At 61.7% G+C, this 26,647-nt stretch carries 26 protein-coding genes; 14 read left to right on the top strand and 12 right to left on the bottom strand.

What is annotated here, in order from left to right; translation table 11 throughout:
• Positions 1-54 precede the first annotated feature (54 nt).
• Entirely contained in the window at positions 55-1,863 is a 1,809-nt protein-coding gene (leuA, locus tag ACYP01_RS26220) for a 2-isopropylmalate synthase (RefSeq protein ID WP_003943488.1), read from the bottom strand.
• 270 nt (positions 1,864-2,133) lie between these two features.
• Between leuA and ACYP01_RS26215 the strand changes: the two genes are divergently transcribed.
• From ACYP01_RS26215 to ACYP01_RS26200, 4 genes are read left to right on the top strand one after another with little or no spacing between them, the layout of a single operon-like run.
• Complete coding sequence (locus tag ACYP01_RS26215; RefSeq protein WP_003943492.1) at positions 2,134-2,499, top strand: hypothetical protein; 366 nt, start codon at positions 2,134-2,136, stop codon at positions 2,497-2,499.
• On the top strand, positions 2,499-3,452 hold the full coding sequence (locus ACYP01_RS26210) for a hypothetical protein (RefSeq protein WP_007731502.1): 954 nt from the start codon (positions 2,499-2,501) through the stop codon (positions 3,450-3,452). The genes ACYP01_RS26215 and ACYP01_RS26210 overlap by 1 nt, the downstream gene beginning before the upstream one ends.
• A 49-nt stretch (positions 3,453-3,501) precedes the next feature.
• Positions 3,502-4,767 (top strand): aspartate kinase, encoded by a 1,266-nt coding sequence (locus ACYP01_RS26205; RefSeq protein WP_003943494.1) that lies wholly within the window; start codon positions 3,502-3,504, stop codon positions 4,765-4,767.
• 6 nt (positions 4,768-4,773) lie between these two features.
• A complete protein-coding gene (locus tag ACYP01_RS26200) occupies positions 4,774-5,808 on the top strand; it encodes an aspartate-semialdehyde dehydrogenase (protein ID WP_019746568.1) in 1,035 nt (344 codons plus the stop codon).
• Between the two features lie 62 nt (positions 5,809-5,870).
• Here ACYP01_RS26200 and ACYP01_RS26195 read toward each other — a convergent pair whose 3' ends face one another.
• Entirely contained in the window at positions 5,871-6,212 is a 342-nt protein-coding gene (locus tag ACYP01_RS26195) for an Imm51 family immunity protein (RefSeq protein ID WP_149357835.1), read from the bottom strand.
• Positions 6,213-6,255: 43 nt separating this feature from the next.
• The gene (locus ACYP01_RS26190; protein WP_007731498.1) at positions 6,256-6,906 is read right to left on the bottom strand and encodes a TetR/AcrR family transcriptional regulator; all 651 of its coding nucleotides are present in this window, start codon (positions 6,904-6,906) and stop codon (positions 6,256-6,258) included.
• A gap of 149 nt (positions 6,907-7,055) precedes the next feature.
• On the opposite strand from ACYP01_RS26190, the gene ACYP01_RS26185 reads away from it, so the two are divergent.
• Positions 7,056-8,837 (top strand): acyl-CoA dehydrogenase, encoded by a 1,782-nt coding sequence (locus ACYP01_RS26185; protein ID WP_459683094.1) that lies wholly within the window; start codon positions 7,056-7,058, stop codon positions 8,835-8,837.
• 1 nt (position 8,838) lies between these two features.
• A complete protein-coding gene (locus ACYP01_RS26180; protein WP_007731493.1) occupies positions 8,839-9,771 on the top strand; it encodes an oxygenase MpaB family protein in 933 nt (310 codons plus the stop codon).
• Between the two features lie 88 nt (positions 9,772-9,859).
• Here the strand turns inward: ACYP01_RS26180 and ACYP01_RS26175 are convergent, their stop codons facing one another.
• Both ACYP01_RS26175 and ACYP01_RS26170 read right to left on the bottom strand, forming a co-directional pair.
• Positions 9,860-11,164, bottom strand: a complete 1,305-nt coding sequence (locus ACYP01_RS26175) for an HNH endonuclease signature motif containing protein (RefSeq protein ID WP_459683093.1) — start codon at positions 11,162-11,164, stop codon at positions 9,860-9,862.
• A 48-nt stretch (positions 11,165-11,212) separates the two neighbouring features.
• Positions 11,213-11,989, bottom strand: a complete 777-nt coding sequence (locus tag ACYP01_RS26170; protein ID WP_459683092.1) for a TetR/AcrR family transcriptional regulator — start codon at positions 11,987-11,989, stop codon at positions 11,213-11,215.
• 65 nt (positions 11,990-12,054) lie between these two features.
• Here ACYP01_RS26170 and ACYP01_RS26165 point away from each other — a divergent pair, with 65 nt between their 5' ends.
• Genes ACYP01_RS26165 through ACYP01_RS26150 form a run of 4 tightly spaced genes read left to right on the top strand, consistent with a single transcriptional unit; the run spans position 12,055 to position 16,880 of the window.
• Complete coding sequence (locus tag ACYP01_RS26165; RefSeq protein ID WP_459683091.1) at positions 12,055-12,894, top strand: alpha/beta fold hydrolase; 840 nt, start codon at positions 12,055-12,057, stop codon at positions 12,892-12,894.
• Positions 12,895-12,949: 55 nt separating this feature from the next.
• On the top strand, positions 12,950-14,716 hold the full coding sequence (locus ACYP01_RS26160; RefSeq protein ID WP_459683090.1) for a multicopper oxidase family protein: 1,767 nt from the start codon (positions 12,950-12,952) through the stop codon (positions 14,714-14,716).
• Between the two features lie 36 nt (positions 14,717-14,752).
• Entirely contained in the window at positions 14,753-15,967 is a 1,215-nt protein-coding gene (locus ACYP01_RS26155) for a CaiB/BaiF CoA transferase family protein (protein WP_003943481.1), read from the top strand.
• A 16-nt stretch (positions 15,968-15,983) separates the two neighbouring features.
• Complete coding sequence (locus ACYP01_RS26150) at positions 15,984-16,880, top strand: hydroxymethylglutaryl-CoA lyase (RefSeq protein WP_370852725.1); 897 nt, start codon at positions 15,984-15,986, stop codon at positions 16,878-16,880.
• Between the two features lie 6 nt (positions 16,881-16,886).
• Here the strand turns inward: ACYP01_RS26150 and ACYP01_RS26145 are convergent, their stop codons facing one another.
• From ACYP01_RS26145 to ACYP01_RS26125, 5 genes are all read right to left on the bottom strand, one after another.
• Positions 16,887-17,192, bottom strand: coding sequence for a hypothetical protein (locus ACYP01_RS26145; protein ID WP_003943512.1), 306 nt, complete (start codon positions 17,190-17,192; stop codon positions 16,887-16,889).
• Positions 17,193-17,239: 47 nt separating this feature from the next.
• Entirely contained in the window at positions 17,240-18,337 is a 1,098-nt protein-coding gene (locus ACYP01_RS26140; protein WP_459683089.1) for a hypothetical protein, read from the bottom strand.
• Entirely contained in the window at positions 18,334-19,401 is a 1,068-nt protein-coding gene (locus tag ACYP01_RS26135) for a sensor histidine kinase (protein WP_459683088.1), read from the bottom strand. The genes ACYP01_RS26140 and ACYP01_RS26135 overlap by 4 nt, the downstream gene beginning before the upstream one ends.
• A gap of 130 nt (positions 19,402-19,531) precedes the next feature.
• Positions 19,532-19,774: a LuxR C-terminal-related transcriptional regulator gene (locus ACYP01_RS26130; protein WP_003943509.1), complete on the bottom strand. Its 243-nt coding sequence runs from the start codon at positions 19,772-19,774 to the stop codon at positions 19,532-19,534.
• A 189-nt stretch (positions 19,775-19,963) separates the two neighbouring features.
• On the bottom strand, positions 19,964-20,653 hold the full coding sequence (locus tag ACYP01_RS26125; protein ID WP_459683087.1) for a response regulator transcription factor: 690 nt from the start codon (positions 20,651-20,653) through the stop codon (positions 19,964-19,966).
• Positions 20,654-20,836: 183 nt separating this feature from the next.
• On the opposite strand from ACYP01_RS26125, the gene ACYP01_RS26120 reads away from it, so the two are divergent.
• The 4 genes from ACYP01_RS26120 to ACYP01_RS26105 are packed head-to-tail and all read left to right on the top strand — an operon-like array spanning position 20,837 to position 25,185.
• Positions 20,837-21,361, top strand: a complete 525-nt coding sequence (locus tag ACYP01_RS26120; protein ID WP_202427151.1) for a TetR/AcrR family transcriptional regulator — start codon at positions 20,837-20,839, stop codon at positions 21,359-21,361.
• Positions 21,358-22,842, top strand: coding sequence for a flavin-containing monooxygenase (locus tag ACYP01_RS26115; RefSeq protein WP_459683086.1), 1,485 nt, complete (start codon positions 21,358-21,360; stop codon positions 22,840-22,842). Before ACYP01_RS26120 ends, ACYP01_RS26115 begins: the two co-directional genes overlap by 4 nt.
• Entirely contained in the window at positions 22,839-24,554 is a 1,716-nt protein-coding gene (locus tag ACYP01_RS26110) for a GMC oxidoreductase (protein WP_459683085.1), read from the top strand. Before ACYP01_RS26115 ends, ACYP01_RS26110 begins: the two co-directional genes overlap by 4 nt.
• Complete coding sequence (locus tag ACYP01_RS26105; protein ID WP_042446642.1) at positions 24,538-25,185, top strand: acetoacetate decarboxylase family protein; 648 nt, start codon at positions 24,538-24,540, stop codon at positions 25,183-25,185. The genes ACYP01_RS26110 and ACYP01_RS26105 overlap by 17 nt, the downstream gene beginning before the upstream one ends.
• A gap of 259 nt (positions 25,186-25,444) precedes the next feature.
• Here ACYP01_RS26105 and ACYP01_RS26100 read toward each other — a convergent pair whose 3' ends face one another.
• Positions 25,445-25,747 carry a hypothetical protein gene (locus tag ACYP01_RS26100; protein ID WP_218695406.1) on the bottom strand — a complete coding sequence of 101 codons (303 nt, stop codon included), beginning with the start codon at positions 25,745-25,747 and terminating at the stop codon, positions 25,445-25,447.
• Between the two features lie 26 nt (positions 25,748-25,773).
• Positions 25,774-26,607: a mycofactocin-coupled SDR family oxidoreductase gene (locus ACYP01_RS26095; protein ID WP_459683084.1), complete on the bottom strand. Its 834-nt coding sequence runs from the start codon at positions 26,605-26,607 to the stop codon at positions 25,774-25,776.
• Between the last annotated feature and the right edge of the window lie 40 nt (positions 26,608-26,647).

The raw sequence follows: 26,647 nt of genomic DNA, 5'->3' as shown, positions 1-26,647 counted from the left end.
CCCACCCGAAAATCGGGTGAGACCAGGGATTGTTCACGAGTCGGGAGCTGAGTGTCAGCTGGCGCGGTTCACTGCCGAGACCACAGCGCGCAGCGAGGCCGTCGTGATCGACGTGGCGATACCCACACCCCAGACGACGGTGCTCTGACCCTCCGGGCCCGTCACGGCGCACTCGACGTAGGCCGCGGCCTGGGCGTCGTCACCGGCGGACATCGCGTGCTCGGAGTAGTCGAGGACACGAACGTCGAAGTTGATGCTTCCCAGCGCGTCGACGAAGGCAGCGAGCGGGCCGTTGCCGGTTCCCGAGATCTCCTGCTCCTTGCCGTTCACCTTGACGATCGCGGTGATCGCATCGGTGCCGCCGTCCTCCTCGGACGCGGTGACCTTCTGCTTCATGCGCTCGAGCGGGGTGATGGGAGCGAGGTACTCCTCGTGGAAGACATCCCACATTTCCTTCGGCGAGACCTCGCCGCCCTCGCCGTCGGTGATCTTCTGGACCGACTGCGAGAACTCGACCTGCAGACGACGCGGCAGCACCAGACCGTGATCGGCCTTCATGATGTATGCGACGCCGCCCTTGCCGGACTGCGAGTTCACACGGATGACGGCCTCGTAGCTGCGGCCGACGTCCTTCGGGTCGATCGGCAGGTAGGGGACCTGCCAGAGAATGTCGTCGACGTCGGAGTTCTGGCTGTCGGCGTCGACCTTCATGGCGTCGAGGCCCTTGTTGATCGCGTCCTGGTGGCTGCCGGAGAACGCGGTGTAGACCAGGTCGCCGCCGTACGGATGACGCTCGTGGACGGGCAGCTGGTTGCAGTACTCGACCGTGCGACGGATCTCGTCGATGTTCGAGAAATCGATCTGCGGATCGACGCCGCGCGTGAACATGTTCAGAGCGAGAGTGACCAGGCAGACGTTGCCGGTGCGCTCACCGTTGCCGAACAGGCAGCCTTCGATGCGGTCCGCGCCGGCCTGGTAGCCCAGCTCGGCTGCAGCGACACCCGTGCCGCGGTCGTTGTGGGGGTGCAGCGACAGGATGACCGAATCGCGGCGGGCCAGGTTGCGGTGCATCCACTCGATGGAGTCGGCATACACGTTGGGTGTAGCCATCTCGACGGTGGCGGGCAGGTTCAGGATGACCGGGTTGGCCGGCGTCGCACCCAGGGTTTCGGTGACGGCGTCACATACTTCCTTGGCGTACTCGAGCTCGGTGCCGGTGTAGGACTCGGGCGAGTATTCCCAGCGCCAGTTCGTGTCCGGGTACTTCTTCGACTCGGCGAGGACCAGTTCGGCGGCGTCGGTGGCGATCTTCTTGATCGTGTCCTTGTCGGCGCGGAACACGACGCGGCGCTGCAGAATCGAGGTGGAGTTGTAGAAGTGCACGATCGCGTTCTCGGCACCTTCACAGGCCTCGAACGTGCGCTTGATCAGCTCGGGACGCGACTGCGTCAGCACCTGGATGGTGACGTCGGACGGGATGGCGCCGTCCTCGATGATCTCGCGAACGAAATCGAAGTCCGTCTGGCTCGCGGACGGGAAGCCGACCTCGATCTCCTTGTAGCCCATACGAACCAGGAGATCGAACATACGACGCTTGCGCGCCGGGCTCATCGGATCGATCAGCGCCTGGTTGCCGTCGCGCAGGTCAACGGCACACCACTGGGGTGCTCGGTCGATGATCTTGTCCGGCCAGGTGCGGTCGGGCAGCGTGACCGTCTCGACCTCTTCGGCGAACGGGCGGTAGCGGAACGTCGGCATCGACGAGTTCTTCTGCGTGTTCCACGCAGGCTGGTCGGACGGTGCCGGCTTCGTGGGCGGGGTGATGGTGCGAGTGCCGGTGGTGAATGCGTCAGCGGGGGACATGGGTGTGATCTCCAGGATTGTGGACCCGGCCTGTTGACCTGTTGGTCAAGACCATGAGTCCGGAAGGCTTGGTCGACCGGCGCACAAAAACCCCGCGGCGGGAGGCCAGTCTGGATCAGACCCCGTCGCGGCAACCAAGAAGGAGTGCGCGCTGCATGCACAGCACTCTACTCCTGGATTTCGCGAGAAATCGGTGGGGTTCGCCCTCATGTCCAATTTGTCGCCGAATTGTGCTGCCGTTTCGGCCCCGAAAATGGTGGACTGTCGTCCATGGATCCCCGAATCGCCGTGGCGAGCACGTACCTCGACGCGCTCCGCAGTCACGATGGCAGTTCCGTACCGCTGGCTCCGGACGCGGTACGCCACGAGGTCGGGCTCAAGACCGGATTTTCGGGGAATCATTTGCGGCGCAGCCTTTCCGGAGGTCCTCAGTATCGCGTGATCCGCGACATTCGTGAGGTGGAGTGGACGGTCGACGGGGACGACCTGACGGCTGACTACCTCCTCGACGCCGGGTTGTTCGGGCGGAACCTGATGACCGTTCGGGTTACCGAGACCTTCCGGATACCCGCTGACGATCACCGCATTCACCACATCACCGCGAAGATTCGACCGGCGCGCGCCAAGCACACGTGATGCGCTCGATCCGCTGGATCGTCTGTTCACTGCTGATCGTTCTCGCTGGTCTCGGTGCTGCCGGCTCGGTGCTCGCGCTGTTCGTCCACACCCAGGTGAACGACACCGACAGTTACGTCGAGACGGTTGCCCCGTTGGCTTCCGAACCTGCTGTCCAAGCGGCTGTCGTTGATCGGCTGACCGAGGAACTGACGCAGCGGTTGGACCGGTTTCCGCAGGTGGTGACGAGACAAGCCGAGAAACTTGTTCGGGAGGCGGCTCAGTCGTTGGTCTCCAGCGACCAGTTCGCGACGCTCTGGACCGCGGCCAACCGTCAGGCGCACGCGCAACTTGCTGCGATGGTGACCGGCAGAGCCACCGACGGCATCGTTCGGTCCGACGACAGCGGAACAGTCACCTTGTCCCTCGAGCCGATCATGACAGAACTGCGGACGAACCTCCGCGATCGAGGATTCACCGTCGTCGATCGTCTTCCGACGTTCGATCCGCAGTTCGAGATCCTGCAGTCCGACGAGCTGGTGCGGGCCCAGGACCTCTCGAACACTCTCGACCGGGCAGCGGCCTGGCTGCCGTGGGTGTCGCTGGCCTGTGCGATCGCGGCCGTCGCAGTTGCGCCGAGGAGAATGCGCGCACTGTCCCTGGTCGGGCTGGCGACGGCGGTGGCGATGATCGCCCTGTTGGTGGCGCTGGCCGTCGTGCGGCGGGTCTATTTACAGAATTCAGACATACCGTCATCTGAGGCGGCAGTCGCGGTGTACGACGCGCTGGCAGTTTCGCTGGTCAGCAGTATCCGCGTGCTTCTCGCCTGCGGAGTTGCCGTCACGGTGGTCGGTTACGTTGCCGGTGGCTCGCGTTCTGCGACGTTGATGCGATCGCGGATCTCGCAACTGATCCCGCGCGGATCTGAGGCGAACAGCAGTACGCATCGGGAAGTCCCAGGACCACCTCGGTAAGCTCGACCTCTGGTATCTGTAAACAATTTCGACCTGGAGGTAGAAACGCGTGGCTCTCGTCGTCCAGAAGTACGGCGGATCCTCGGTGGCAACCGCCGAGCGCATCCGACGAGTCGCTGAACGGATCGTCGAGACCAAGAAGGCCGGCAATGATGTCGTCGTCGTGGTGTCAGCGATGGGCGATACCACCGATGAGCTGCTCGATCTGGCTCAGCAGGTGTGCCCTTCCCCGCCGGCCCGTGAAATGGACATGCTGCTGACCTCGGGTGAGCGCATCTCCAACTCCTTGGTAGCGATGGCAATTCACTCCCTCGGCGCCGAAGCTCGTTCGTTCTCGGGCTCACAAGCCGGAGTCATCACGACCGGCAGCCACGGAAACGCCAAGATCATCGACGTCACGCCGGGCCGTGTTCGCACTGCGCTGGACGAAGGCTCGATCGTTCTGGTCGCCGGATTCCAAGGCGTCAGCCAGGACAGCAAGGACATCACGACGCTCGGACGCGGTGGCTCGGACACCACTGCCGTGGCGTTGGCAGCTGCACTCAACGCCGACGTCTGCGAGATCTACACCGACGTCGACGGCGTTTTCTCCGCCGATCCGCGCATCGTCCCCGACGCTCACCGCCTCGAGACGGTTTCCTTCGAGGAAATGCTCGAACTCGCAGCGTGTGGTGCCAAGGTGCTCATGCTCCGGTGCGTCGAGTACGCCCGTCGTTACAACGTGCCTGTGCACGTCCGTTCGTCATACACCACCAAGCCCGGAACAATCGTGTCCGGATCGATGGAGGACATTCCTGTGGAAGAGGCCCTGATCACCGGAGTCGCGCACGATCGCGGCGAAGCCAAGATCACCGTTGTCGGATTGCCGGACACACCGGGACACGCTGCCAAGGTGTTCCGCGCAGTCTCCGATGCCGAGATCAACATCGACATGGTGCTGCAGAACATCTCCAAGGTGGAGACCAACAAGACGGACATCACCTTCACGCTTCCGACGGCCGACGGCCCCCGCGCCGTCGAGATCCTGACCAAGCGTCAGGAAGACATCGGCTTCACGCAGATCTTGTTCGACGACCACATCGGCAAGGTTTCCCTGGTCGGCGCCGGAATGCGGAGCCACCCGGGCGTCACCGCCACGTTCTGCGAGGCGCTGGCCAAGGCAGACATCAACATCGACCTCATCTCGACCTCTGAGATTCGCATCTCAGTGCTGGTCAAGGACACCGAATTGGACGACGCTGTACGTGTCATCCACGACGCTTTCGGGCTCGGTGGCGAAGAAGAAGCAGTAGTACACGCTGGAACGGGACGGTAATTTCTCATGACGACTATCGCTGTTGTCGGTGCGACCGGTCAGGTCGGCATCGTCATGCGCACTTTGCTCGAAGAGCGGAACTTCCCCGCGGACAAGGTGCGGTTCTTCGCATCTGCACGCTCCGCCGGTAAGAAGCTGACGTTCCGTGGCGAAGAGATCGTTGTCGAGGATGCCGAAGCAACGTCCGACGAGGATCTGAAGGGCATCGACATCGCCCTGTTCTCAGCCGGTGCGACGCTCTCGCGCGCCCAGGCTCCGCGCTTCGCTGCTGCCGGCGCGACCGTTGTCGACAACTCTTCGGCATGGCGCAAGGATCCCGAGGTTCCCCTCGTGGTCAGCGAGGTCAACCCGCAGGACACGAAGAACCTGGTCAAGGGCATTATCGCGAACCCCAACTGCACCACCATGGCAGCGATGCCGGTGCTGAAGGTTCTGCACGATGAAGCCGGTCTGCAGCGTCTGATCGTCTCCAGCTACCAGGCCGTGTCCGGTAGCGGCATCGCCGGCGTCGAGGAACTCCTCGGCCAGGTGCGCGCCGTAGTCGGAGACGCGGAGAAGCTGGTTCACGACGGCAGTGCCGTCGACTTCCCGGCCCCGAACAACTACGTCGCCCCCATCGCGTTCAACGTCCTGCCGCTGGCAGGTTCGCTGGTCGACGACGGAAGCGGCGAGACCGACGAGGATCAGAAGCTCCGCAACGAGAGCCGCAAGATCCTCGGACTTCCCGATCTGTTGGTTTCGGGCACCTGCGTGCGCGTTCCCGTCGTGACCGGGCACTCGCTCGCGATCAACGCAGAGTTCGCCAACCCGCTCTCAGTTGCTCGCGCCAAGGAGATCCTCGCCGACGCTCCGGGCGTCGAGCTGGTCGAGGTTCCGACGCCGCTGGCCGCTGCCGGTGGCAACGCGTCGCTGGTCGGTCGTATCCGTCAGGATCCGGGTGTCCCGGAGGGACGCGGACTCGCGCTCTTCGTTTCGGGCGACAATCTGCGTAAGGGTGCCGCGCTCAACACGATTCAGATTGCCGAGCTGTTGGTCGGCTAGATCTTTCGTTCGGTACCGGCCCCGCACCTAGGTGTGGGGCCGGTGTCGTTTCGGCAGGCGCTCTAGTCGAGTTCGGAAATGGCGACCAGGCCACCGAGGTACTCGGCATCCGAATACGCTTTGGCGAGTAGCACTCCGAGCTCACCGAGAGCTTCGGTGTCGCTGCCGTACGCAACAAACATGCCCGCTTCGGGATCGGTGCCGAAGCGGCCCTCCAGATGCGGTGCATCGCGGCCTACCACTGCGTGGGCGACCGACGCCCAGTCGTAACCGGAGCCTTCGAAACCCTCTACCTGCTCGAATATCGATGCCACCTTGCCGAAATGCTGGTCGGTGAGCATCAGTGACCAGTTGCCCGGAGACGTTTCGAAGAGCTGCAGCGGTTCGATCGATGGTGATGTCATGCGTGTATTGAAGCAGATCCGACCGACAGGTTTCAGTCGGCCGCTAACGCCCGACCGATTGTGCGAGAGCCACGGCAAAACTGGAAAGTCGTTCTCGGGTATAGGTTTCGGGGTCACTGACGGCCAGTCGTCCGAGCATTTCGGCGAACGACATCATGGTGTGTGCGAGGAGGACCGGATCAAGGCCTTCGAGCTTCGACTCGAGGGCAATCCCGGCGCGGGCCAGTTCTTCGGCGCGGGCGAAGACAGCTCCGCGAGAGAGCTTCAACAAGCCGTGATACTCGCTGGGGGCGTTCTCGACAGACGTCAGAATCAGGCGCCAGCGCGTCGGGTTCTCCAGTACGGCGTCGACGAAGGCGCCGACGGTCCCGGTGTACGACGCCGCTGGGCCGAGTTCGCTCAGATCTGTCGGCATGGTTTCGAGCACCTGAGCGATGGCTCGCTCGTGCTCGCGGCGCAGCAGTGCAGCGACGAGATCGGTCCTGGTATCGAAAATCGTGTAGAGGACGGGCTTGCCGACACCGGCTTCGGCAGCGACGGATTCCATGCTGAGGTTGTGCAGGCCAACGCGGCCGGTGACCTCGAATGCTGCGTCGAGGAGCTGCTCGCGACGTTGCTCCGGCGCCATGCGAGGGGCGTACTTGCGCCGCGGTGTATCCGTTGCGTCAGCTTGTGACCTGGTCATCGTGTGCATCACCTCCGGTCTCACCCTAATCTGCCTGCCACTTCTTCGTGAATAATACGCAACCGTTGTATTCATCGTCTGCAATTGTTACGGTGGCGTTGTATTCGAATGGTGCTCAGTGAGGCGCCTCTGCCGAGATCCCGAGGAGAACAACCGCTATGACAGCGTCGACCTCTTTAGTGCCGAATGATCTGCTGCTCCATCCCTCCACGTACGATCGGCCGGAGTTCGACGCGACCACGCGGAGACTGCTGGGCGCGACCGTCGACTGGTTCGAGGCGCGTGGAAAGAACCGACTCCCGGCCGACTATCACAACAAGATCTTCTACTCCGATTTCCTCGATTTCGCGGCGAAGGAAGGTCTGTTCGCCACATTTCTGACGCCCGCCCGCGACAGCGGCGGTGACTCCGACAAGCGCTGGGATACCAGCCGTATCGCCGCGCTGTCCGAGATCCTCGGCTTCTACGGACTCAACTACTGGTACCCGTGGCAGGTGACCATCCTCGGTCTCGGGCCGGTGTGGCAGAGCGACAACGAGACGGCAAGGGTGCGAGCAGCTTCCGCTTTGGCTTTCGGAGGCGTTGCGGCATTCGGACTGTCCGAGAAAGAGCATGGCGCGGACGTCTACTCCACGGACATGGTCTTGACGCCCAACGGCAGCGGCGGGTACCTGGCCAGCGGTTCGAAGTACTACATCGGAAATGGCAACTGCGCCAACACGGTCTCTGTCTTCGGTCGTGTCGACGGAGTGGAGGGCACTGATCAGTACGTCTTCTTCTACGCCGACTCGGACCATCCGGCATTCACCGTGGTGAAGAACATCGTTCCGGCGCAGATGTACGTAGCGGAGTTCTCGCTCGCCGACTATCCCGTTGCGGCAGAAGATATTCTGCATACCGGTGAGGCAGCATTCAGCGCCGCACTCAATACCGTGAACATCGGAAAATTCAACCTGTGTTTCGGCGGAATCGGTATGTCGACTCATGCCTTGTACGAGACGATCACCCACGCGCACAATCGAATTCTATTCGGCAATCCCGTCACTGCCTTCCCCCACGTGCGACGAGAATTCGTCGACGCGTACGCACGCCTGCTGGCGATGAGGCTCTTCTCGGATCGCGCGGTGGACTACTTCCGGACGGCATCTCCCGAAGACCGCCGTTACCTCTTGTTCAACCCCGTCACCAAGATGAAGGTGACAACCGAAGCGCAGAAAGTGATCGGACTCCTCTCCGACATCGCTGCGGCAAAGGGCTTCGAGAAGGACAGCTACCTCGCGGTGGCCAAGATAGATGTCGACGGGTTGCCCAAGCTCGAGGGGACCGTCGCCGTCAATCTCGCCCTGATCGCCAAGTTCATGCCGGCGTACCTCTTTGCCCCCGAGTCATTTCCGGCGATTCCGACGCGCAACGATGCAGCCGACGACGAGTTCCTGTTCCGTCAGGGTCCGGCACGGGGGTTGTCGAAAGTTCGATTCGACGACTGGCGAGCGGTGTACGCGAAGTTTGCGGATGTTCCCAACGTTGCACTGTTCGTGGAGCAGGCAGAAGCGCTCGTGACCCTTCTAGTCGAAGCTGCACCGGATGCGGCGCAGCAGGTCGACTTGGACTTCGGCCTTGCGATCACCGAACTCTTCACCCTCGTCGTCTACGGCCAGTTGATCCTCGAACAAGCCGAGATCTTGGGATTGGACGAGGAGCAGTGGAACGGTGGGGTGCTGGATCAGATCTTCGATGTCCTGGTCCGCGACTTCAGTGCTGCAGCGGTGGAGTTGTACGGAAAACCCAGCGCCAGTGAAGATCAGCAACGGTTGGCACTCGCATCTATCCGGCGCCCCACGTTCGCGGCGGAGCGATTCGAGTACGTCTGGCAGCAAGTAGTCGCCTTGTCTGGTGCCTACGAAATGAACGGTGCAGGCTCAACGAACGGGGAGGAATGAAATGTCTGAACTGACGATGAATCGACCGCGTGAGGATTACGGCTTCTTCGGCCCAGGATCACCCAGTTGGAAGATCTGGGCCGCGCCGACAGCGCTGATCGGGTTCCAGCGGTCGGTGGTGCTCGAGCACTTCGACCCCTTCTTGGCTGCCGCAGTGGCAGACATGAGCGGGATTTACAGCGATCCGGCCGGGCGACTCGACCGAACCTTGGCGTACTTCCTGACCGTCGCCACTGCCGACGGGCGGACGGCATTGGCCTTGTCCGACCACCTCATGACAGTTCATGCTCAGGCCACGGGCATTGAACCGATCACCGGAACTCGTTACAGCGCAAACAATCCGGCGTCACAGCTCTGGATCCACGTGACGGGTTGGCATTCGGTGCTCAAGTGCTACGAGATGTATGGGCCGGGCCCGCTTTCAGCTGTCGAAGAGCAGCGGTACTGGGAAGAATGCGTGATCGCTGCCGAACTACAGACATGCAAGACCTCCGACGTTCCACGCTCCCGAGAAGAGGTACGTGAGTACTTCGCTGAAGTCAGGCCCAGATTGTGTACCTCCGAGCGTGCCAACCGGGCGATGCACTACTTGTTGAGAACACCGAGAGCGCAGGGGAAGACGAAGTTCGCGACATTCAGCCGATTGGTCGCGCCGGCCACTATCGCGACTTTGCCCGGCTGGATGCGAACCATGGGTGGGTTCGATCAGCCAGCGTTGTTGGACAGAGCAATTGCGCCCGCGGTGCGAACGGCAGTCCGGTTGGGTAGTTCACCGAAGAACATGACCACTGCTCTGAAAGTCATTGCGCCGATGACTGGCAAGGTGTTGGAGCGCCACCTGCGTGACGAGCAACCCCTGGACCCGAGAGTTGTCACGCCAGCGGAGATTCGGGAACGATTCCCGCGAGCCGCCAAGGTTGCGCAGGCCGTCTGACGGGTTCGCCACGGTCTGTTGGCACCGCATCGGGGGGATCCCTTCGATGCGGTGCTCGGCCGTGTTCTGTTGTGCCTGAGGTTCGTTCTCAGGTTTTGAATGTGGTGTTCGCTGGGCGCGGTTGCTGCCCGGGGTCGATCGAGGGTGGCGGGATGAACCAGGGTTTGTTGTCGACTCCTATTCGGATTTCCCATTTCCCGACGAACCCGGCTTTTCGGTGCATCAGCCGGTGATGTGAACGGCACAGCAGGACCAGGTTGTTCATCACCGTCGGGCCACCGTTGGCCCAGTGCTTAATGTGGTGCGCATCGGTCCAGGCGGGTACGCATGTGCAGCCGGGGAAGGCGCAGCCTCTGTCTCGGGCGATCAACGCCACTCGCTGTTCGGCGGTGACCAACCTCTTTCCTGGTTGCGCATCCAAGGGCGCGCCGTGATCGTCGAGCAGCACCGTGGACAGGAAACAATCACACCCGAGGAGTCTGGTCTGCGAGACCGAGAGTGGTCCGAGCCACGGCATGTGCCCGACATCGAGATCAGACACAGCCGCTTCACCATCAGAAGAGGCGGGTGCGGCGGCGCAGTCTCGATGGTCGGCCAGATCCCGAGCATTGATGTGCACGTTCACATGCGGACGCTGACCACCATCGGTGCCGGTTTTGGCGCAATCCAGGTAACGGCGGATCAGTTCGGTGAACCCATCCGCGGTCCGCTTCGCCGCCGACCGAGAATCCGGGGTTCCATCCGGCGCCGGGGTGGGCATCGTCAGATTCGACAACGCCGACAACAACATTTCACCGGTGAGAGCATCGAAATCACCACGCACCACCACCCGACCATTCAATGTCGACGCGATCCGCAACTCATTGAGATCGACATCCTCGGCGGGCGGAATCTCATCCGATTCGAACAACCTCTCCAACGTCGCGATCACGTTCCGCACCTTCGTCGTCGTCGCCTCCACCCTCGACGCAGCCGCCAACAGTAGGTCGATACAGCGAGGGAGCGCGGCGTCTGGCATGCCTTTCGGTGGTGATTCACAGAACGCCACGATCAACACGGCATGATCGAACGAGCAGTCCCCGCAATCGAACCGAGCAGCCACCGCCGGAAACGGCCGCAACGCTGCACCTAACGCGGCGATCTTCTTCCCGTCCCGAACCTGCAGCATCGTGTTGGCCGCCAACCACGCACCCACTCCTCGGCTGGCAATCACCTGATCATCCGGGCGCAACGACAACTCGTCGACCACAGCCACCCGCACCGCTTCCAGGCGCAGAATCTCCGCGCTCGCCGACACCGCAGCAGCGCGCAACTCCGAAGCAGTCAACCGCCACAGACGTCCACGCAACCCAACCGCAGAACCCGACACCACATCCGACAACAAGACGCTCATTGAACCCCCCGATCCCCTCTCCAAATCATACTCGAACATACGTTCGAGTCAAGAGCGTTTTCGAATCCTCGATTCGATACCGTCACGGAGGATCTGTAGGCCCTGAGTAAATGACTCTTCGGTTTCTCGTTCGAGATAGAAGTCGCCGCCCGGTACCGGTGGGGCCTCCCGACCCAACTGCATCGTGTGGGGGAAGTCGTCCGCGAAATCCGGTGCAGCATCGGCCAGTGCAGCAGAAGACTCTGCCCACCAATGAGATTCGGAATCTCCGATGGTCGAGGCGCTTCGGATCTCAGCTAAGGTCCGCGCGGACCCCCGGATGAAATGGAAAAGCATGCTCACCGATCTGCGGATGGTCGGAGCATCGAGACCTGTGGAGTAGAGAATGGACAGGAGTGATTCGAGTCCTGCCTGCTCGTGCGGACCCAGGACGGGGCGCGCCAACGAGACATCCAATGTCCACGGATGGCGTGTATGTAGGGCGAAGAGTGCGGCGGCCCAGTCGGAGAGTGCCATGCGCCAGTCGCCGGTGTCTGCGATCGGCGGTAGCTCGGCATGCACCCGGTCGTACATCAGGTCCAGCAGTTCGTCCTTTCCCGGTATGTAGGTGTACAACGACATCGCAGTGCGGCCGAGGTGGTCGCCGATCATGCGCATCGACAACGGTGTCGTGGGGTTGGCGTCGGCGACTTCGATCGCGGCGTCAACGACTGTGTCCGTGGAAAGCGCGGGCTTCGGTCCTCGGCGGCCGGAAGGCGTCTCGGGTTGACGCCACAGAAGTGAAATCGTGCGTGCGATATCGCGTCGGCCTGCCTGTTTGTTCATCTTGTCGCTTTCGTGGAGTCGCGCTATTCTTAATTACTTTACAGTGTAAAGATTTGGGAGTGGACATGGTTGAGGCAAGACTTCACGACGGGACATCTATCGAGGTCGAGGTTCTCGGACATGGCCCCGCCGTGCTGATACCTGTGAATCCGATTTCGGCTACCGCCATCAAGGCGGACGAACTTCGCGCCTGGGGCGTTGACCCCTCGCTCGGTCGAACATTCATGGAAGGGTTGGCGTCGAACTTCACTGTGGTTGCCTTCGACTACGAAGGGCACCGGATGGCGTCGCCCGCGCCGGACACGCTCACTCCCGACAACATCGCGTCCGACATTCTGGCTGTGGCGAATTCGGCTGGGATCGACCAGTTCGCCTACTACGGATACTCCTGGCTGGCTCTGTGCGGATTGCAGTTGGCGCTGCGCACCGATCGTCTGACCGCACTGGTCATGGGTGGTTTCCCGCCGGTGGATGGGCCGTACAAGGCGATGCTCCAGGTTACCGAAGCTACACACCGCATGGCGAGTGAACCGCCCCAGCGCACATCACAGCCCACGGCATCATCAGACGAATTCGATTGGAACTCCATCGACATTGCGTTGACCGGAGCGCAGACCCGGCAGTTCGTGACGCTGTACCGCGCACTTGGTGAATTCGACGATCGAACGATTCAAGGGCGCATCCTTTGTCCGCGAATGTGTTTCGTCGGTTCGCGAGACGTCATCGAATACGGTGACCGATGGGGTGGGGTACGGGTCGCGCCGGCCGATCTCGACCTCGACGCCGTTCGGTCGGCAGGGTGGGATATCGAGGTACTCGACGGTCTGGATCACACGCAGGCAATGCAACCGGCTCATGTTCTACCCATTCTCAAACCCTGGTTGGAGAAGGTGGTCGGTGTTTGACCGTGCGGGCACGCGGGTAACCCGCTCCGGATGCCGTCAGCGTGAGGGGCCGTGAGTGGACGAGTCACACAAGATCCGTCGCCGATCGTTTGTTCAAGGGCTTGGCCTGCTGGCCGGTCTGAGCGCGTTGTCCGCTGGATCAGCGACGGCTCGACCACCTGATGTCGATCCATTACGCCCGTTCCAACTTCCGTCACCCCGGCTGGAACCGTTTCGGGAGACCCTTCCTGTCCTGCCGGGCATTTCGGGTGGCAACCTGGAGCTTCGCGCGGCATCGTCGATGCACCGTTTCCATCCGGGCCTACCACCGTCGCCGTCGCTGGGTTACGGCGGAATGGATTATCTGGGCCCCACCATCGAAGCTCACGTCGATCAGCTCGTCACAGTCCGATATGCCAATGACATTTCTGCGTATCCGCTTGCCGCCGATGTCGATCCGGGTCTGCACGGCGTCAGCGACCTCGACCGCACACAGGTCCCCACCTCGCTTCACCTGCACGGAGGAGTTACTGCACCGCAGTTCGACGGGCATCCGGAGCTGATCCAGCGTCCGGGCGAAGGTTTGGTTCACGAATACACGAATGGTCGTGCCGCCGGCAATCTTTGGTATCACGATCACGCCATGGGAATGACGCGCCTCAACGTCTACGCCGGGCTGGTCGGGATGTATTTTCTCCGTGACGACGCAGATACAGGCACCACCGGGAATTCTCTCGGCTTGCCGTCCGGCGAATTCGAGCTTCCGATGATTCTGCAGGACAAGGTCTTCACCTCCGACGGTCAACAGAGTGTCCGTTCCACGTGGCTCACTCCGCAGGGTTCCTGGGATCCGGCGACTCCCGGTGACGTGGGTGTAGTGAACGGCGTCGTATGGCCGAAAGTGGAGGTGGCTCGCGGCCTGTACCGGTTGCGACTGCTCAATGCCGCAACCTATTCGGTGTGGAATCTGCATTTCGCAAATCGTATGCGGTTCTGGGTGATCGGTTCCGAAGGAGGATTTTTGGCCGCTCCTGCGCCGACGGATCACGTCCGGCTGAGTCCGGGTGAACGCGCTGATCTGCTGGTCGACTTCAGCATGCTCGAGCCGGGCACGACGGTGGAATTGCGCAACGACGAACCGGTACCCCTTGCGGTGGCGCAACGCGGCACGCAGGTGATGCCGGTGTTCTGTCGGTTCGACGTGGGCAGCGCAAAGGGATTCACCGGCTCGATCCCGCAGCAGCTGAATTCCGTTGCTGCCGAACCGGCGTCCCCGGATGTGGTGCGAAATCTCACGATCATGCAGCTGTCGCGTCCCTCGGATTACCCGTCGATCACTATGTCGCTCAACAATTTGAGGTTCACCGATTCGGATATCGAACTGCCATGTCAGGGAGCCGTCGAGCAATGGAATCTGATCAACATCACCACGGAACCACATCCGATTCATCTGCACCTGGTGGCGTTCCGCGTTGTGGGACGCCAAAGCCTCGACACTGCAGCACTGATGCAGCGGTATCCGGTGCCTGACTTGGGGGTCCGGTGGACGCCGTCGGCAGAGGAATTCGTGACCTCTTCGCTGCGGCCTCCCGAAGTGTGGGAAACGGGGGAGAAGGACACTGTCATCGTGGATGCCAACTCGATCACCCGCGTGATCGTGCGCTTTCCGACGGCCGACGAGTTGGGCTTCGATCCGGATGCAACTTTCGCGAGAGGTTCCATGGCAGACCACTCGGCACACGGAGAAGCCGGTATGGGGGACCTGCAGGGGTACGTCTGGCACTGCCACATGCTCGATCACGAAGACCACGACATGATGTTGCGATATCGGGTGGTGACGTAGCCTTCAAGGGGAGAAAAGTTCCCAGAGGAGGCAGCTGTGTCGGAAGGTGCGCCCACCGGGCCCCTGGACGGATATCGGGTGATTGAACTCGGAACCTTGATCGCCGGGCCCTTCGCCGGGAAACTGCTCGGCGACATGGGCGCCGACGTGATCAAGATCGAATCGCCGGACCGCCCGGACCCGCTTCGTACCTGGGGTCAGGCCGAGCAGGACGGTCATCGATTCTTCTGGACGGTTCACGCCCGCAACAAGCGGTGTGTGACCTTGGACCTTCGCGTCGACGCGGGACGAGACCTGTTTCTGAATCTGATCGAACATGCCGATGTGGTGGTCGAGAACTTCCGGCCGGGCACCCTCGAGAAGTGGGGCCTGGGATTCGACGTTCTCAGTGCGCGCAATCCGAAGTTGGTGTTGGCCAGGGTATCCGGCTACGGGCAGAGCGGACCGCAAGCCAAGAGCGCCGGCTACGCCTCGGTTGCCGAAGCGGTCAGCGGATTTCGGCATCTGAACGGTTATCCAGGGCAGGCGCCTCCGCGTATTGCCCTTTCGCTCGGAGATTCTCTCGGCGGGATGTTCGCCGTTCAGGGAGTGCTGGCAGCGTTGCTCTCACGAGAGCGGACCGGCCGTGGTCAGGTGGTCGACGTTGCCCTCACGGAATCCTGTCTGGCGGTGCAGGAATCCACGATCCCGGATTACGATCGGGGCGGGATCATCCGGCAGCCCTCGGGAACGAGATTGGAGGGTATTGCGCCGTCCAACATCTATCAGACCTCTGAAGGAAACTGGGTGGTGATCGCAGCCAATCAGGATACGCTCTTCGTGCGTCTGTGCACCATCATGGGGCGACCGGAACTAGCGCATGACGACCGCTTCTCCAATCATGTTGCGCGTGGCAAACATCAGGACGAGCTCGACGAACTGATCAGCGCCTGGGTCGCGCTCCAAGATCCCACCAGCCTGGTGGAACGCCTCACCGAAGTGGGAGTTGTTGCCGGGCCGATCAATACGGTTGAAGATGTCGTCAAGGATCCGCAGCTGATCGAGCGGGGGATGCTCGTCGACCACTACGACGAGCGGATCGGTGAAAACGTCCTCGGCCTGGGCGTCGTGCCTACCTTCAGTGAGACACCCGGATCCGTGCGCAACGCGGGAGCGTCGGCGCCGGGTCACGACAACTCCTCGGTGTGGGGCGGGCTCCTCGGACTCTCGGACGACGAGCAGGCAGAACTGAAGACGAAGGGCGTGATCTGACATGTCGGTACCTGGCGTGGGTATTCCAGCAGTCAGTATTCGTGAGGTCGGACCACGGGACGGGTTGCAGATCGAAGACCCGGTGTCGCTGGCGGAGAAACTTCGTCTTGTCGACGCTCTGGCTGCGACGGGTGTTTCGCGTATCGAGGCGACGTCGTTCGTCTCACCGCGCGCTGTGCCGGCGTTGGCCGACGCGGAATTGTTGGCAGCAGAACTGCACCAGTGGCCCGGCATCGAGTTCTCGGCATTGGTCGCCGGAATCGGTGGAGCGAAACGGGCCGTCGCCGCAGGAATGAAAACCGTCGAATATGTTGTGTCGGCATCGAATGGCCACAGCGAGGCCAACACTCGGTCGACGACGGAGCAAGCGACCGAACGTATCGGAGAGGTCGTCCGGATCGTCCACGACGCCGGAGGACGGGTGGAGGTCATCGTGGCCACAGCCTGGGACTGTCCGTTCGACGGTCCAACCGACCCGGATCGTGTTCTGCGGATTGCGGAGCAGGCCAAGGAGTTCGGTGCTGATCAATTCTCGATCGCAGATACCATCGGCACTGCCACGCCGGGGCGTGTCGGACGATTGATCGACGCTGTGGGCGAAAGAGTAGGTGACTTCGGCTTGGGTGCGCACTTCCACAACACGCGTGGCGCTGGTCTTGCTTGCGCGTTTGCGGCTGTGCAGCACGGTGTTCGAAACCTGGACGCGTCCACCGGAGGTCTCGGTGGTTGTCCGTTCGCTCCCGGTGCCAGTGGCAACATCGCGACGGAGGAACTGGTCTACATGCTCGAAGACATGGGCATCGCGACAGGTATCGACTTGGATGCGAGCATTCGTGCCGCTGCCGTTGCAGAGGAGATAGTGGGCCATACGGTTCCCAGTAATCTTCTCCGCGCCGGCGATCGGAAGCGGTAGGGACCTTTACTCTTCTCGGTTGGGTGATACCAGCTGCAGTCTGACCAGCTGCTCGTGCGCCGCCGGCGGCCAACCGATGCGCTGCTTCTCCAGATACCAGGCACCGGCGGCAAATGCGATCGCGAGGACGATCCAGATCGCGACGCTTCCGATCTGAGAGCCCAGGTCGCTCGACGAGGACACTTCGCCTGTGCTGTAGTCGTATTCCGTTGTCGTGGTGATTCCCTCTACTGCGAAGGTCCACAGAATCGGAAGGGCACACAGTGCGGCGAGGGCACGTGCGACATGCGCTGGACGCAGTTCGAAGATCATTCATTTCTCCTGGTGATCGACCCGGTGAATCTCACTCTCCTCGAAAGCTATTCGGGTTCGACGGCGCTGTCTGTAGTCGGATCGACGGACATGGACGAGGTGCCGAGCTCTCCCCGGTCCCCCTGCCGTAGCAGCTGCATGCCGTTGTGATCGAACTCGATTCGTCGAACGTCTTCAGTGTCGACCAGCATCGTGGCCATAGCGGTACGCCGAGGTGGAAGGATCCGTATGGTCACTTTTCCTCGCGTGATCGCGGTGAGTTCCCGGACGATGCTCGAGTGGATTCGGTCGCGCACGTCGGCGTTCGCGCCATCCATTCCGTGGTCGTCGAGCAGGACCACTTCGACGCCGCGGTTTCGAGCGGCACGCACAGCATCGATGACATCTGTCTGTTGTAAGCCTGTCGCCCTCAGCGAATCTCGGAGTTGCGCCTCGAGGAGTTCGCATTCTTGCCGCTCGGTGGTTGTCAGTGGAACCCCGGAAGCGACCCGTTCGAGGAGCGGGCGTGCAAGGACATCGAGCCTGTCGAGTTGCGCGTCGCGTTCCTCGAGAATCGCAGCACTGGCGGACGCGGAGGCAATTCGTTGGGTGGACTGCTCACGAAGTTCGTAGATAACCCTGGCTTGAGGACGGATGGTGTATGCGAAGAAGGTCGACATCAGAACAGGGCCCGCGTTGATGACCGTCAACGACACTCCGTACATGGCCCCCTGGCCGGTGGTGGAGGACCAGATGGCGGTCACCAACACCATGAGTCCAAGCCCGAGCCACGCGAGTGCTGTACGCCCACGAACGCACATGAAGGTGAAGACTGCCGTCGACATCCCGAACATCCAGAGTTGAGTCATGTCGTTGACGGGGACTGGAACCACTGACAACACCATGCCGCTCGTGACGGCGCCGGTCAGAGACACCAGAACGCTCTGCCCCAGCGGCATCGGGTCGCCTCTGCTCAGAACGAGTGTGAAAGCCGCAGTCGAGCACACGATAATTGCCAAGATCATCGGCCAGACTGCGCGGACGTCGGACGACGTGTAGGCGACCGAGATCACGCAGGTGAGCGCGAAGCATGCAGCCATGAATCGAGCAGCACGGCTGTGCATGCCGAGAAGATCGCGGACATCTCGTCCGTCCGGTCTGGTCATGTCATCACCGCTACGGGCAAGCTCAACGTCAGAGTCACCGAAGTGCCGCGGCCGGGTGACGATCGAATGGTTGCCGATCCGCCGTCGAGTTGACGCATTCTACCGCGGATGCTGACAGTGATTCCGAGGCGATGCGTCTCGACGGAGCTCGGATCGAAGCCGACGCCGTCGTCCTCGACGACTACTTCGAGGTGGGTGGCGGTTGCCGTGACCGTGACCGAACGCCGTGCACTGCTTCCGGCGTGTTTGACGCTGTTGCGCAGTGCCTCGGCCATCGCACCGGCCATCGCACGAATCGAGTCGGGTCCGTATCCGCTCGGATCAGACCCGTCGGAGAGGGCGGACTCGAACGTGATGTTTTCGTCCACTTCCGAAGCGGCTGAACGCAACTGAGCGAGGATTCCGTCGAAGTCGAAACTCGTCTCGTGGTCGGTTCCGGAGCGCAGTTCGTCGAGTCTTGCCACCGTCCTTCGCGCCTGAGCGACGACCGAGGGATCGGCATCGTTTCTCGAAGCAGCGAGCAGAGTCGACATCACGGTGTCGTGGATGAGTGCGTCGAATCTCTCGCGTTCGACGGATTTGGCCTCGGCCGCGGCGGCGCCGGCGGCAGCGGCATGAGTGGTGGCGATGGTCGCATCCAGTACTCGTCCGGTTCGCAAGGCCATGACGGCCGCTGCTACGAAAACCGCGCAAAATGTCCAGGCGAAGGCGAGGTCGGGAACCAACAGGTGCGTCGTGGGACTCGTCCGGATTATGTGATTGGTCAACTGTGCGAGTGTTGCCACTACGAAAAGGTGCACGACGGCAGCGGCCGGTCGCCAAGCTGCAGCGGCAGCAAGGCTGGCGACGCCGGGGAAATTGGAAATCCACAAGGTGAAATCTGTGACGTGGTCACCATTCCACGCCGGCCACCACAGGAGGATGACCACGACGTAGAGAACCGCATTTGCGCTCGCAGTTCGTTTCACCCATCGGGTGTCGGCGTGGAACGTCGATGCTCCCAGCGCCAGCCCACTACCGAAAGTCGCGACCACCGCCAGTGGAGTCCACCACGACGCAGACATCGCGGTGGCTTCTGCAATCGCAGGGGCAAGCAATATCAGATAGCAGACATAGCCGGCGCCGATGAAACGGCCGAAGAGCCTCAGAATTTCGTCAGAAGCACTGGCTGTTTGTCGAAAGCAACTCTGTCGATCAGAGTTCGTCGATCGTCACTATCTGATCTTGTATCGCTCGCACGAGTAATTCACATTTCGTCGGTGCGTTCCTTCCAACGTCGGCATATTTCTCGCGAATCCGCGACAGGTGGGTCCCCACCGTTCCCACGCTGATGTAGAGGTTTTGAGCGACGCGTGACTTCGAATCACTCAGTAGCCATTCCCTGAGAACCTCGATTTCGCGCTCCGAAAGGTGCGGTCCGACGGGATCCTGTGCCATGCAGTTTTCCACAGTGACTGTCATGAGTTTTGTCCTTACTTCTCTGTAGCGGAATGACAGACCCCCGACAGTGCCGTCTTCTTGTCAGATGAATGTAATTCGAAGAGGGAAATTTTTCCCAGACATCAATTCCTCTGCCCATATTTTCAGGGGCAGCGCTGTGAGAGTCATTGTTGCCGAACCTCATTGTTAGTCAAAGTCAGCTTTTTTTCCGGAAGTAGGCCGTTCAGGAATTGGTAACACCCCGTCTTCGACCGCGCGTTTGTACAAATCCGTTTTTGTCGGTGCGGGTCGTCCGACAGCCGCATATTTCTGCCTGATGCGCTGGAGGTAGTCGTTAACCGTCTGCGGCGCCAAACCGGTGAGTCGCGCAACTCGATCCGCCTTCTCTCCGGATGCGTAAAGTTCGAGGACCTCGAGTTGTCGAGGGCTCAGACCCACTTCGTCGAGACCTGGATCCCCGTCGATTGCGGCAGCCCACTCTGTCGTCACCACCTGCCTTCCCGACGCGGCGGCGCGAATAGCATCAACCACGACGGCAGTCGGTTCGGACTTGCGTACAACACCCAGTACGCCGGCACGGGCGGCCGAGCGAACGAGGTACGGGTTTTCCGCCCCGGTGAAGATCAATGTCTCGAGCCCGGCGGCCCGCAGTTGCTCGACATTGCTCTTGGGCGATGAACCGTCGGCCAGCCGGAGATCGAGGATTGCCAGATCCAAGGCGACGTTCTGAGCGAGCATCTCGGACACAGTGGTCGCGATGCACACCAATTCGAGGTCCGGCTCGTCCTCGAGCATCACGGACACGCCGATTGCTACCGACTCGTGGTCTTCCACCAACCCGACACGGCGGTGTGGAAATGCTGTTTGCTCTGGCATAGCGATTGTTTCCCTCCGCTCGATGCGAGGACGTTATCAGGCAGAGCTGACTGACCGGTATGTTACGTGTCAAGATTTGAAGTCAGCCTGGACTGTTTTACGTTTCGGCTCTACAGTTGTCTTGTGACCGAGACCACTTCCGATGCGAAAGTAAGCCGTACCCAGGCCGAACGTACAGCGGCGATGCGTGGGCGCCTCCTCGACGCCGCCGTCGAATCGTTGGTCGAGTTGGGCTACGCACGGACCAGCACGCAAGAGATCGCCCGCCGCGCAGGCGTCTCGCGGGGTACGCAACTGCATCATTTTCCGACCAAGGAATCGCTGGTCGTTGCGGCCGTCGAGTATCTGGTCGACAAGCGGCTGGAAGAAATCCTCACCGCTGAAGTGGATCGTGGTCGAGGCCTCGAGGTCCTGTCGGACGCGTTCTCCGGGCCGCTGTTCTATGCCGCCCTCGAATTGTGGGTCGCGGCGCGGACCGATCCCGTTCTGCATGCGGCGACGGTGCCCCTCGAACGCAAGGTGAGTGAGGCGCTCGAGTTCGGCAGCGCCGAGTTGTTCGGTGATCGGTTCGATTCCGAGTCGGTCGAACTCACCATCGAACTCGTTCGTGGGCTTGCCGTCTCAGCCCTGTTTCGTACATCCGAAGCCGACGACGCGCTCAGAGCGCGACTGTTGCCGGCCTGGCAATCCCGAGTGGAGAAGAAGTGAAGCTTCCCGAACATGTCGAAACGCTGATCGTCGGTGCCGGATTTGCCGGTATGGGCTTGGCCGCCAGAATGCTTCGCGACAACCGCGCTGCAGACGTCGTGTTGATCGAGCGTGGAGCTGACATCGGCGGCACTTGGCGCGACAATACCTATCCAGGCTGTGCCTGTGACGTGCCGACGGCGTTGTACTCGTATTCTTTTGCGCCGAGCGCCGATTGGAGTCATACCTTTGCTCGTCAACCCGAGATCTACAACTATCTGAAGAAGGTGGCCGCAGACACCGGCATCGTGGAACGCGTAGTCCTGAACTGCGAGCTCGAAGCTGCTGTGTGGGACGAGGATGCGGCGCTGTGGCGTATTCGGACGTCTCGAGGGTCGTTGACGGCCAAAGCTCTGGTCGCCGCGACCGGAGCGTTGTCGACGCCCAAGATCCCGGATTTCCCCGGTCTCGACCAATTCTCCGGGATCACTTTCCATTCGGCGACGTGGAACCACGAACACGAACTGCGTGGTGAGCGCGTAGCCGTGATCGGAACGGGAGCGTCGGCGGTTCAGTTCGTTCCCGAAATTGCCGATCCGGCGGCCCACGTCACCGTGTTCCAGAGAACTCCGGCCTGGGTGATCCCGCGAATGGATCGCACCCTACCTGCCGCACAGAAGGCCGTGTACTCGCGGATTCCCGCTACGCAGAAGGTGGTTCGGGGATGGGTTTACGGCTTCCGTGAACTACTCGGTGCCGCGATGTCGCACGCGACGTGGGTGCTGCCTGCCTTCGAGGTGGCCGCGCGTCTCCATCTGCGCAGACAGGTGAAAGATCCGGAGTTGCGCCGGAAACTGACTCCCGATTTCACGATCGGTTGCAAGCGCATGCTTCTGTCCAACGACTGGTTGCGCACCCTTGACCGCGCGGACGTGAGTCTGGTCGACAGTGGGCTCGTCTCGGTCACCGAAAACGGAGTGGTCGACGGACGCGGAGTCGAGCACAAGGTCGACACCATCATCTTCGCCACGGGGTTCACGCCGACGGAACCGCCTGTTGCGCATCTGATCACCGGAAAACGTGGCGAGACGCTGGCCGCACATTGGAACGGTAGCCCCAGCGCGTACAAGGGTACTGCGGTCAGCGGGTTCCCGAATCTGTTCCTCATGTACGGTCCGAACACCAACCTCGGACACAGTTCGATCGTGTACATGCTCGAGTCCCAGGCCGAGTACGTCAACGACGCCTTGAACACCATGAAGCGAGAGCGGATCGATGCCCTCGACGTGAACGAGACGGTGCAGGTGCACTACAACAAGGGAATTCAGCACGAGTTGCAGCACACGGTGTGGAACAAGGGCGGATGCTCGAGTTGGTACATCGATCCGGAGGGGCGCAACTCGGTGCAGTGGCCGACGTTCACTTTCAAATTCCGTTCGCTGCTGGAGCATTTCGATCGGGAGAACTACTCCGCTCGCAAGATCGAAAGCGTCGAGGCATGACCACGACGCACTACGACGTGGTGGTTATCGGTTCGGGATTCGGTGGCAGTGTCGCCGCTCTTCGCCTGACGGAGAAGGGCTACCGTGTCGGGGTGCTCGAAGCCGGTCGACGGTTTGCCGACGACGAGTTGCCCGAAACCAGTTGGAGACTTCGAAAGTACCTGTGGGCGCCGTGGATCGGATGTTATGGGGTTCAGCGCATCCATCTTCTTCCGGATGTGCTCGTGATGGCGGGGGCCGGCGTCGGAGGTGGGTCGTTGAACTACGCCAACACGTTGTATCAGCCACCCAATCGGTTCTTCGAAGACCGTCAGTGGGCGCACATCACTGACTGGCACGACGAACTGGCGCCGTACTACGACCAGGCCAAACGGATGTTGGGTGTTCGCACCAATCCGTCCTTCACTCCTGCCGATGCGGTGATGAAGGACGTAGCCGAAGAGATGGGCGTGGGGGAGACCTTCACGTCCACCCCCGTCGGGGTTTTCTTCGGGGAGGCAGGAGTTTCCGTGCCGGACCCGTTCTTCGGCGGAAAAGGACCCGAACGCACAGGTTGCACGGAATGCGGGGGATGTATGACCGGCTGCCGAGTCGGTGCGAAGAACACGCTGGTCAAGAACTACCTCCATCTCGCCGAGCAAGCGGGCGCCAGGGTTCATCCGCTCACGACCGTCACCGACCTTCGGCCGGCGGCAAGCGGTGGTTACCGCCTGCTCGCGAGGCGAACGGACGGCGTCCGCCGGCGAGAAGTTCGGTTCACCGCCGATCAGGTGGTGGTTGCCGCCGGAACCTACGGAACGGCGAGACTGCTGCTCGGTATGAAGGAATCCGGTGCCCTGCCAGGCCTGTCGGATACTCTCGGCACCGTCGTACGTACCAATTCCGAAGCCGTACTGGCCGCAACGTCGAAGTCGCGTCGACGGAACTTCACGCAGGGCGTAGCCATCACGTCGTCCTTTCACCCGGATGATCACACGCACATCGAGCCGGTGCGATACGGCAAGGGCAGCAATGCAATAGGACTTCTGCAGACCGTCCTGAGTGACGGCGGTGGGCGAACTCCCCGGGTACTGAAAACTCTGGCGGTCGCGGCCCGACACCCAGGAGCGTTCTTTCGGTCGTTGTCGGTACGGAACTGGTCCGAGCGAACCGTCATCGCGCTGGTGATGCAGACCGACGACAACTCCCTCGAACTTTCCAAGAACACCAAACGATTCGGGCGCTCCCTCACCAGTAGACCGGGACCGGGCGATCCACCTCCTCAGTGGATTCCGCAGGGTCATACAGCCATTCGCAAGGTCGCCGAGAAGATCGACGGCGACCCGGGTGGTTCCATCGCCGAGATCGTGAACATCCCGATGACGGCACACTTTCTGGGTGGCTGCGCGATCGGTGACAGCGCGTCGAGTGGCGTCGTCGATCCGTATCTGCGTGCATACGGTCATGAGGGACTGCACGTCATGGACGGTTCGGTGGTGAGCGCAAATCTCGGAGTGAATCCTTCCCTGACCATCACTGCGCAGGCGGAACGAGCGTGCGCGATGTGGCCGAACAAGGGTGGCGCGGACGCCCGCCCGAAGACCGGCGAGCCATACGTACGTATCGATCCGACTTTGCCGTCCGATCCGGTGGTGCCGACGCATGCACCAGGCGCTTTGCGGCTTCCCCTGACCATTCGAGCTGAGAAGGTGTCCGATGTGGAGCGTGCCTGAATCGACAAGTGACCGCGTCGACTGGCCGGTGAGTGATCCGCCGCCGTGGCCGGCTCGCGTTCGCGCGACACTGTGGTGGCACCGCAGTACGTCGGCGGCGCGGGAGCTCGGCCCGGATGGTCGAACGATTCCGATGACGGTGGCCATGATGGTGGACTACCTCGATTCGCCGGTCGGCCCGTATCGCGAGATCCTCGCCAGTCCGGTCTTGCATGCGCCAGGGAAACGGATCGGGCCTATGCCGCGGATGGCGGTCCCTTTCATCGCGGTGGATTCGGAACCGTCGGTGCACGGTGGGCGAGTCCACTGGCAACTACCCAAGGTTCTGGCCGAGTTCGACGGAGACGTGCAGCAGAAATTCACTGCAACCGGCGACGGATGGCGGGTGCGTTCGGATACGCGGATGCTCGGGCCGCGTCTGCCGATTGCCGGGGCGTTGGGATTTGCGCAGCCGGAGTCCGGTGGAGGTCTGGCGATCGCGTCGGCAAGGCTGACGGGATCGTTCCGATACGCGCGCGTGAGCGTCGAGGCAGAGGGGCAGACCCTGCCGGACTGGTTGGCTGCGGGCACCCATCACGGCGTCGTGATTCTGGGCGGAAAAATGACTACGGGAGCGGCCAAGCATCGGTAGCGGGGGTTTGACCTGAGAAAAAGCGACCAAGGCCGCCCGTCAGTGACCGGGCGGCCTTGGTCGTGTGGTGTGAAAGTCAGGTGTCGACGTCCCACAGGCGCCTCTCGGCGGGTGGTCGCTCGCAGCGACAAAAGGGGTGGGGCCCGGGGCTTGTTCGGACGCCGACACGGTGTTCAACGGCGGTCTCCCCGGATTTGTTCCCGGGGATCGTGAAGTATTTCCGACGCGGTGTGTAGTGATTCAAGCAGGGCCGACGAGTTCAGGCAGCGCCGAGCTGGGCGAGTTCCATTTTCAGTGCCGTGCATAGGTCCGATCCGGCCGGCCCAGTCAGAGCTGATCGCAGTCGGTTGTAATACGTCCGCGTCGACAGGCCGAAGGTGACGAAGATGTCCTCGGCAGCGGCGCCGTTCCACGGGCGCCACAGGATTGCGAAGTCGATGAGGTCGTCCGCATACGATCCACGGTTTCGCGAGCGTTTGGCACGTCGAACCTGGCATTCGTGGGTGTTTGCGACGCTCGTCCCTCCACAGAGCTGAGGTGGCATCTTCGTCACTCGGTTCACGAGAGTCTCCTGAACTGGTCGGTCACTCACATGACCAGCACGCCGCCGTCCACGGGCAACGCGACGCCGGTGATGTAACGCGCTTCGTCGGAGGCGAGGAATTTGACGGCGTTGGTGACGTCGTCGTTTTCTACCCACGGGATCGGGTAGAGGATCATGTCGCCGGAGGCCTTGGCGAAGTCGTCGCGACCCGGATTGTCGGTGCCGGGAACGAATTGGTTGTACATCGCCTGGTTCTGCACCATCTCGGTGTCGACCTGCGTCGGGTTCACGGTATTGACGCGAATGCGATGCGGAGCGAGTTCCTGGGCGAGGGTCTTCATCAATCCCACGACGCCGTGCTTGGCCGAAACATAGTGTCCGACACCCGTGTACGCGCGCAGCCCGGCAACGGAGGCGGTGAGGACGATCGCGCCGCCGGTGCCCTGTTCGATCATGTGGGGGATCGCGGCCTTGACGGTGCGCCACACGCCGCTGAGGTTGACGTCGATCATTTCGCCCCACTTCTCCTCGTCCAATTCGTGCGCGTTCCCGAAGGAGAGGATGCCCGCGTTTGCGATGACGATGTCGATGTGGCCGAAGCGATCGAGCCCGGCTTCGAGGGCCAGCTTGACCGAGTCGAAGTTGCGCACGTCGGCGTGCGAGAAGATGATCTTGCCGCCTGCTTCTTCGACGAGACGGATTGTTTCCTGAAGGTCGTCCTCCGTGGCCAAGGGGTACGGCACGGTGTCGTTGTCCTTGACGGAGTCGAGAGCGATGATGTTCGCGCCCTCCTGCGCCAGCCGCAATGCGTGATTACGCCCTTGCCCGCGAGCAGCACCCGTGATGAATGCGACCTTGCCTTCGAATCGTCCGGTCATGGGGATCCTCCTGTTGCTGAAATTGTTGTGTACGTGGGTG

It is taken from the genome of Rhodococcus sp. no. 34 (assembly GCF_054589475.1).
This window is presented reverse-complemented; position numbering and strand designations above follow the sequence as displayed.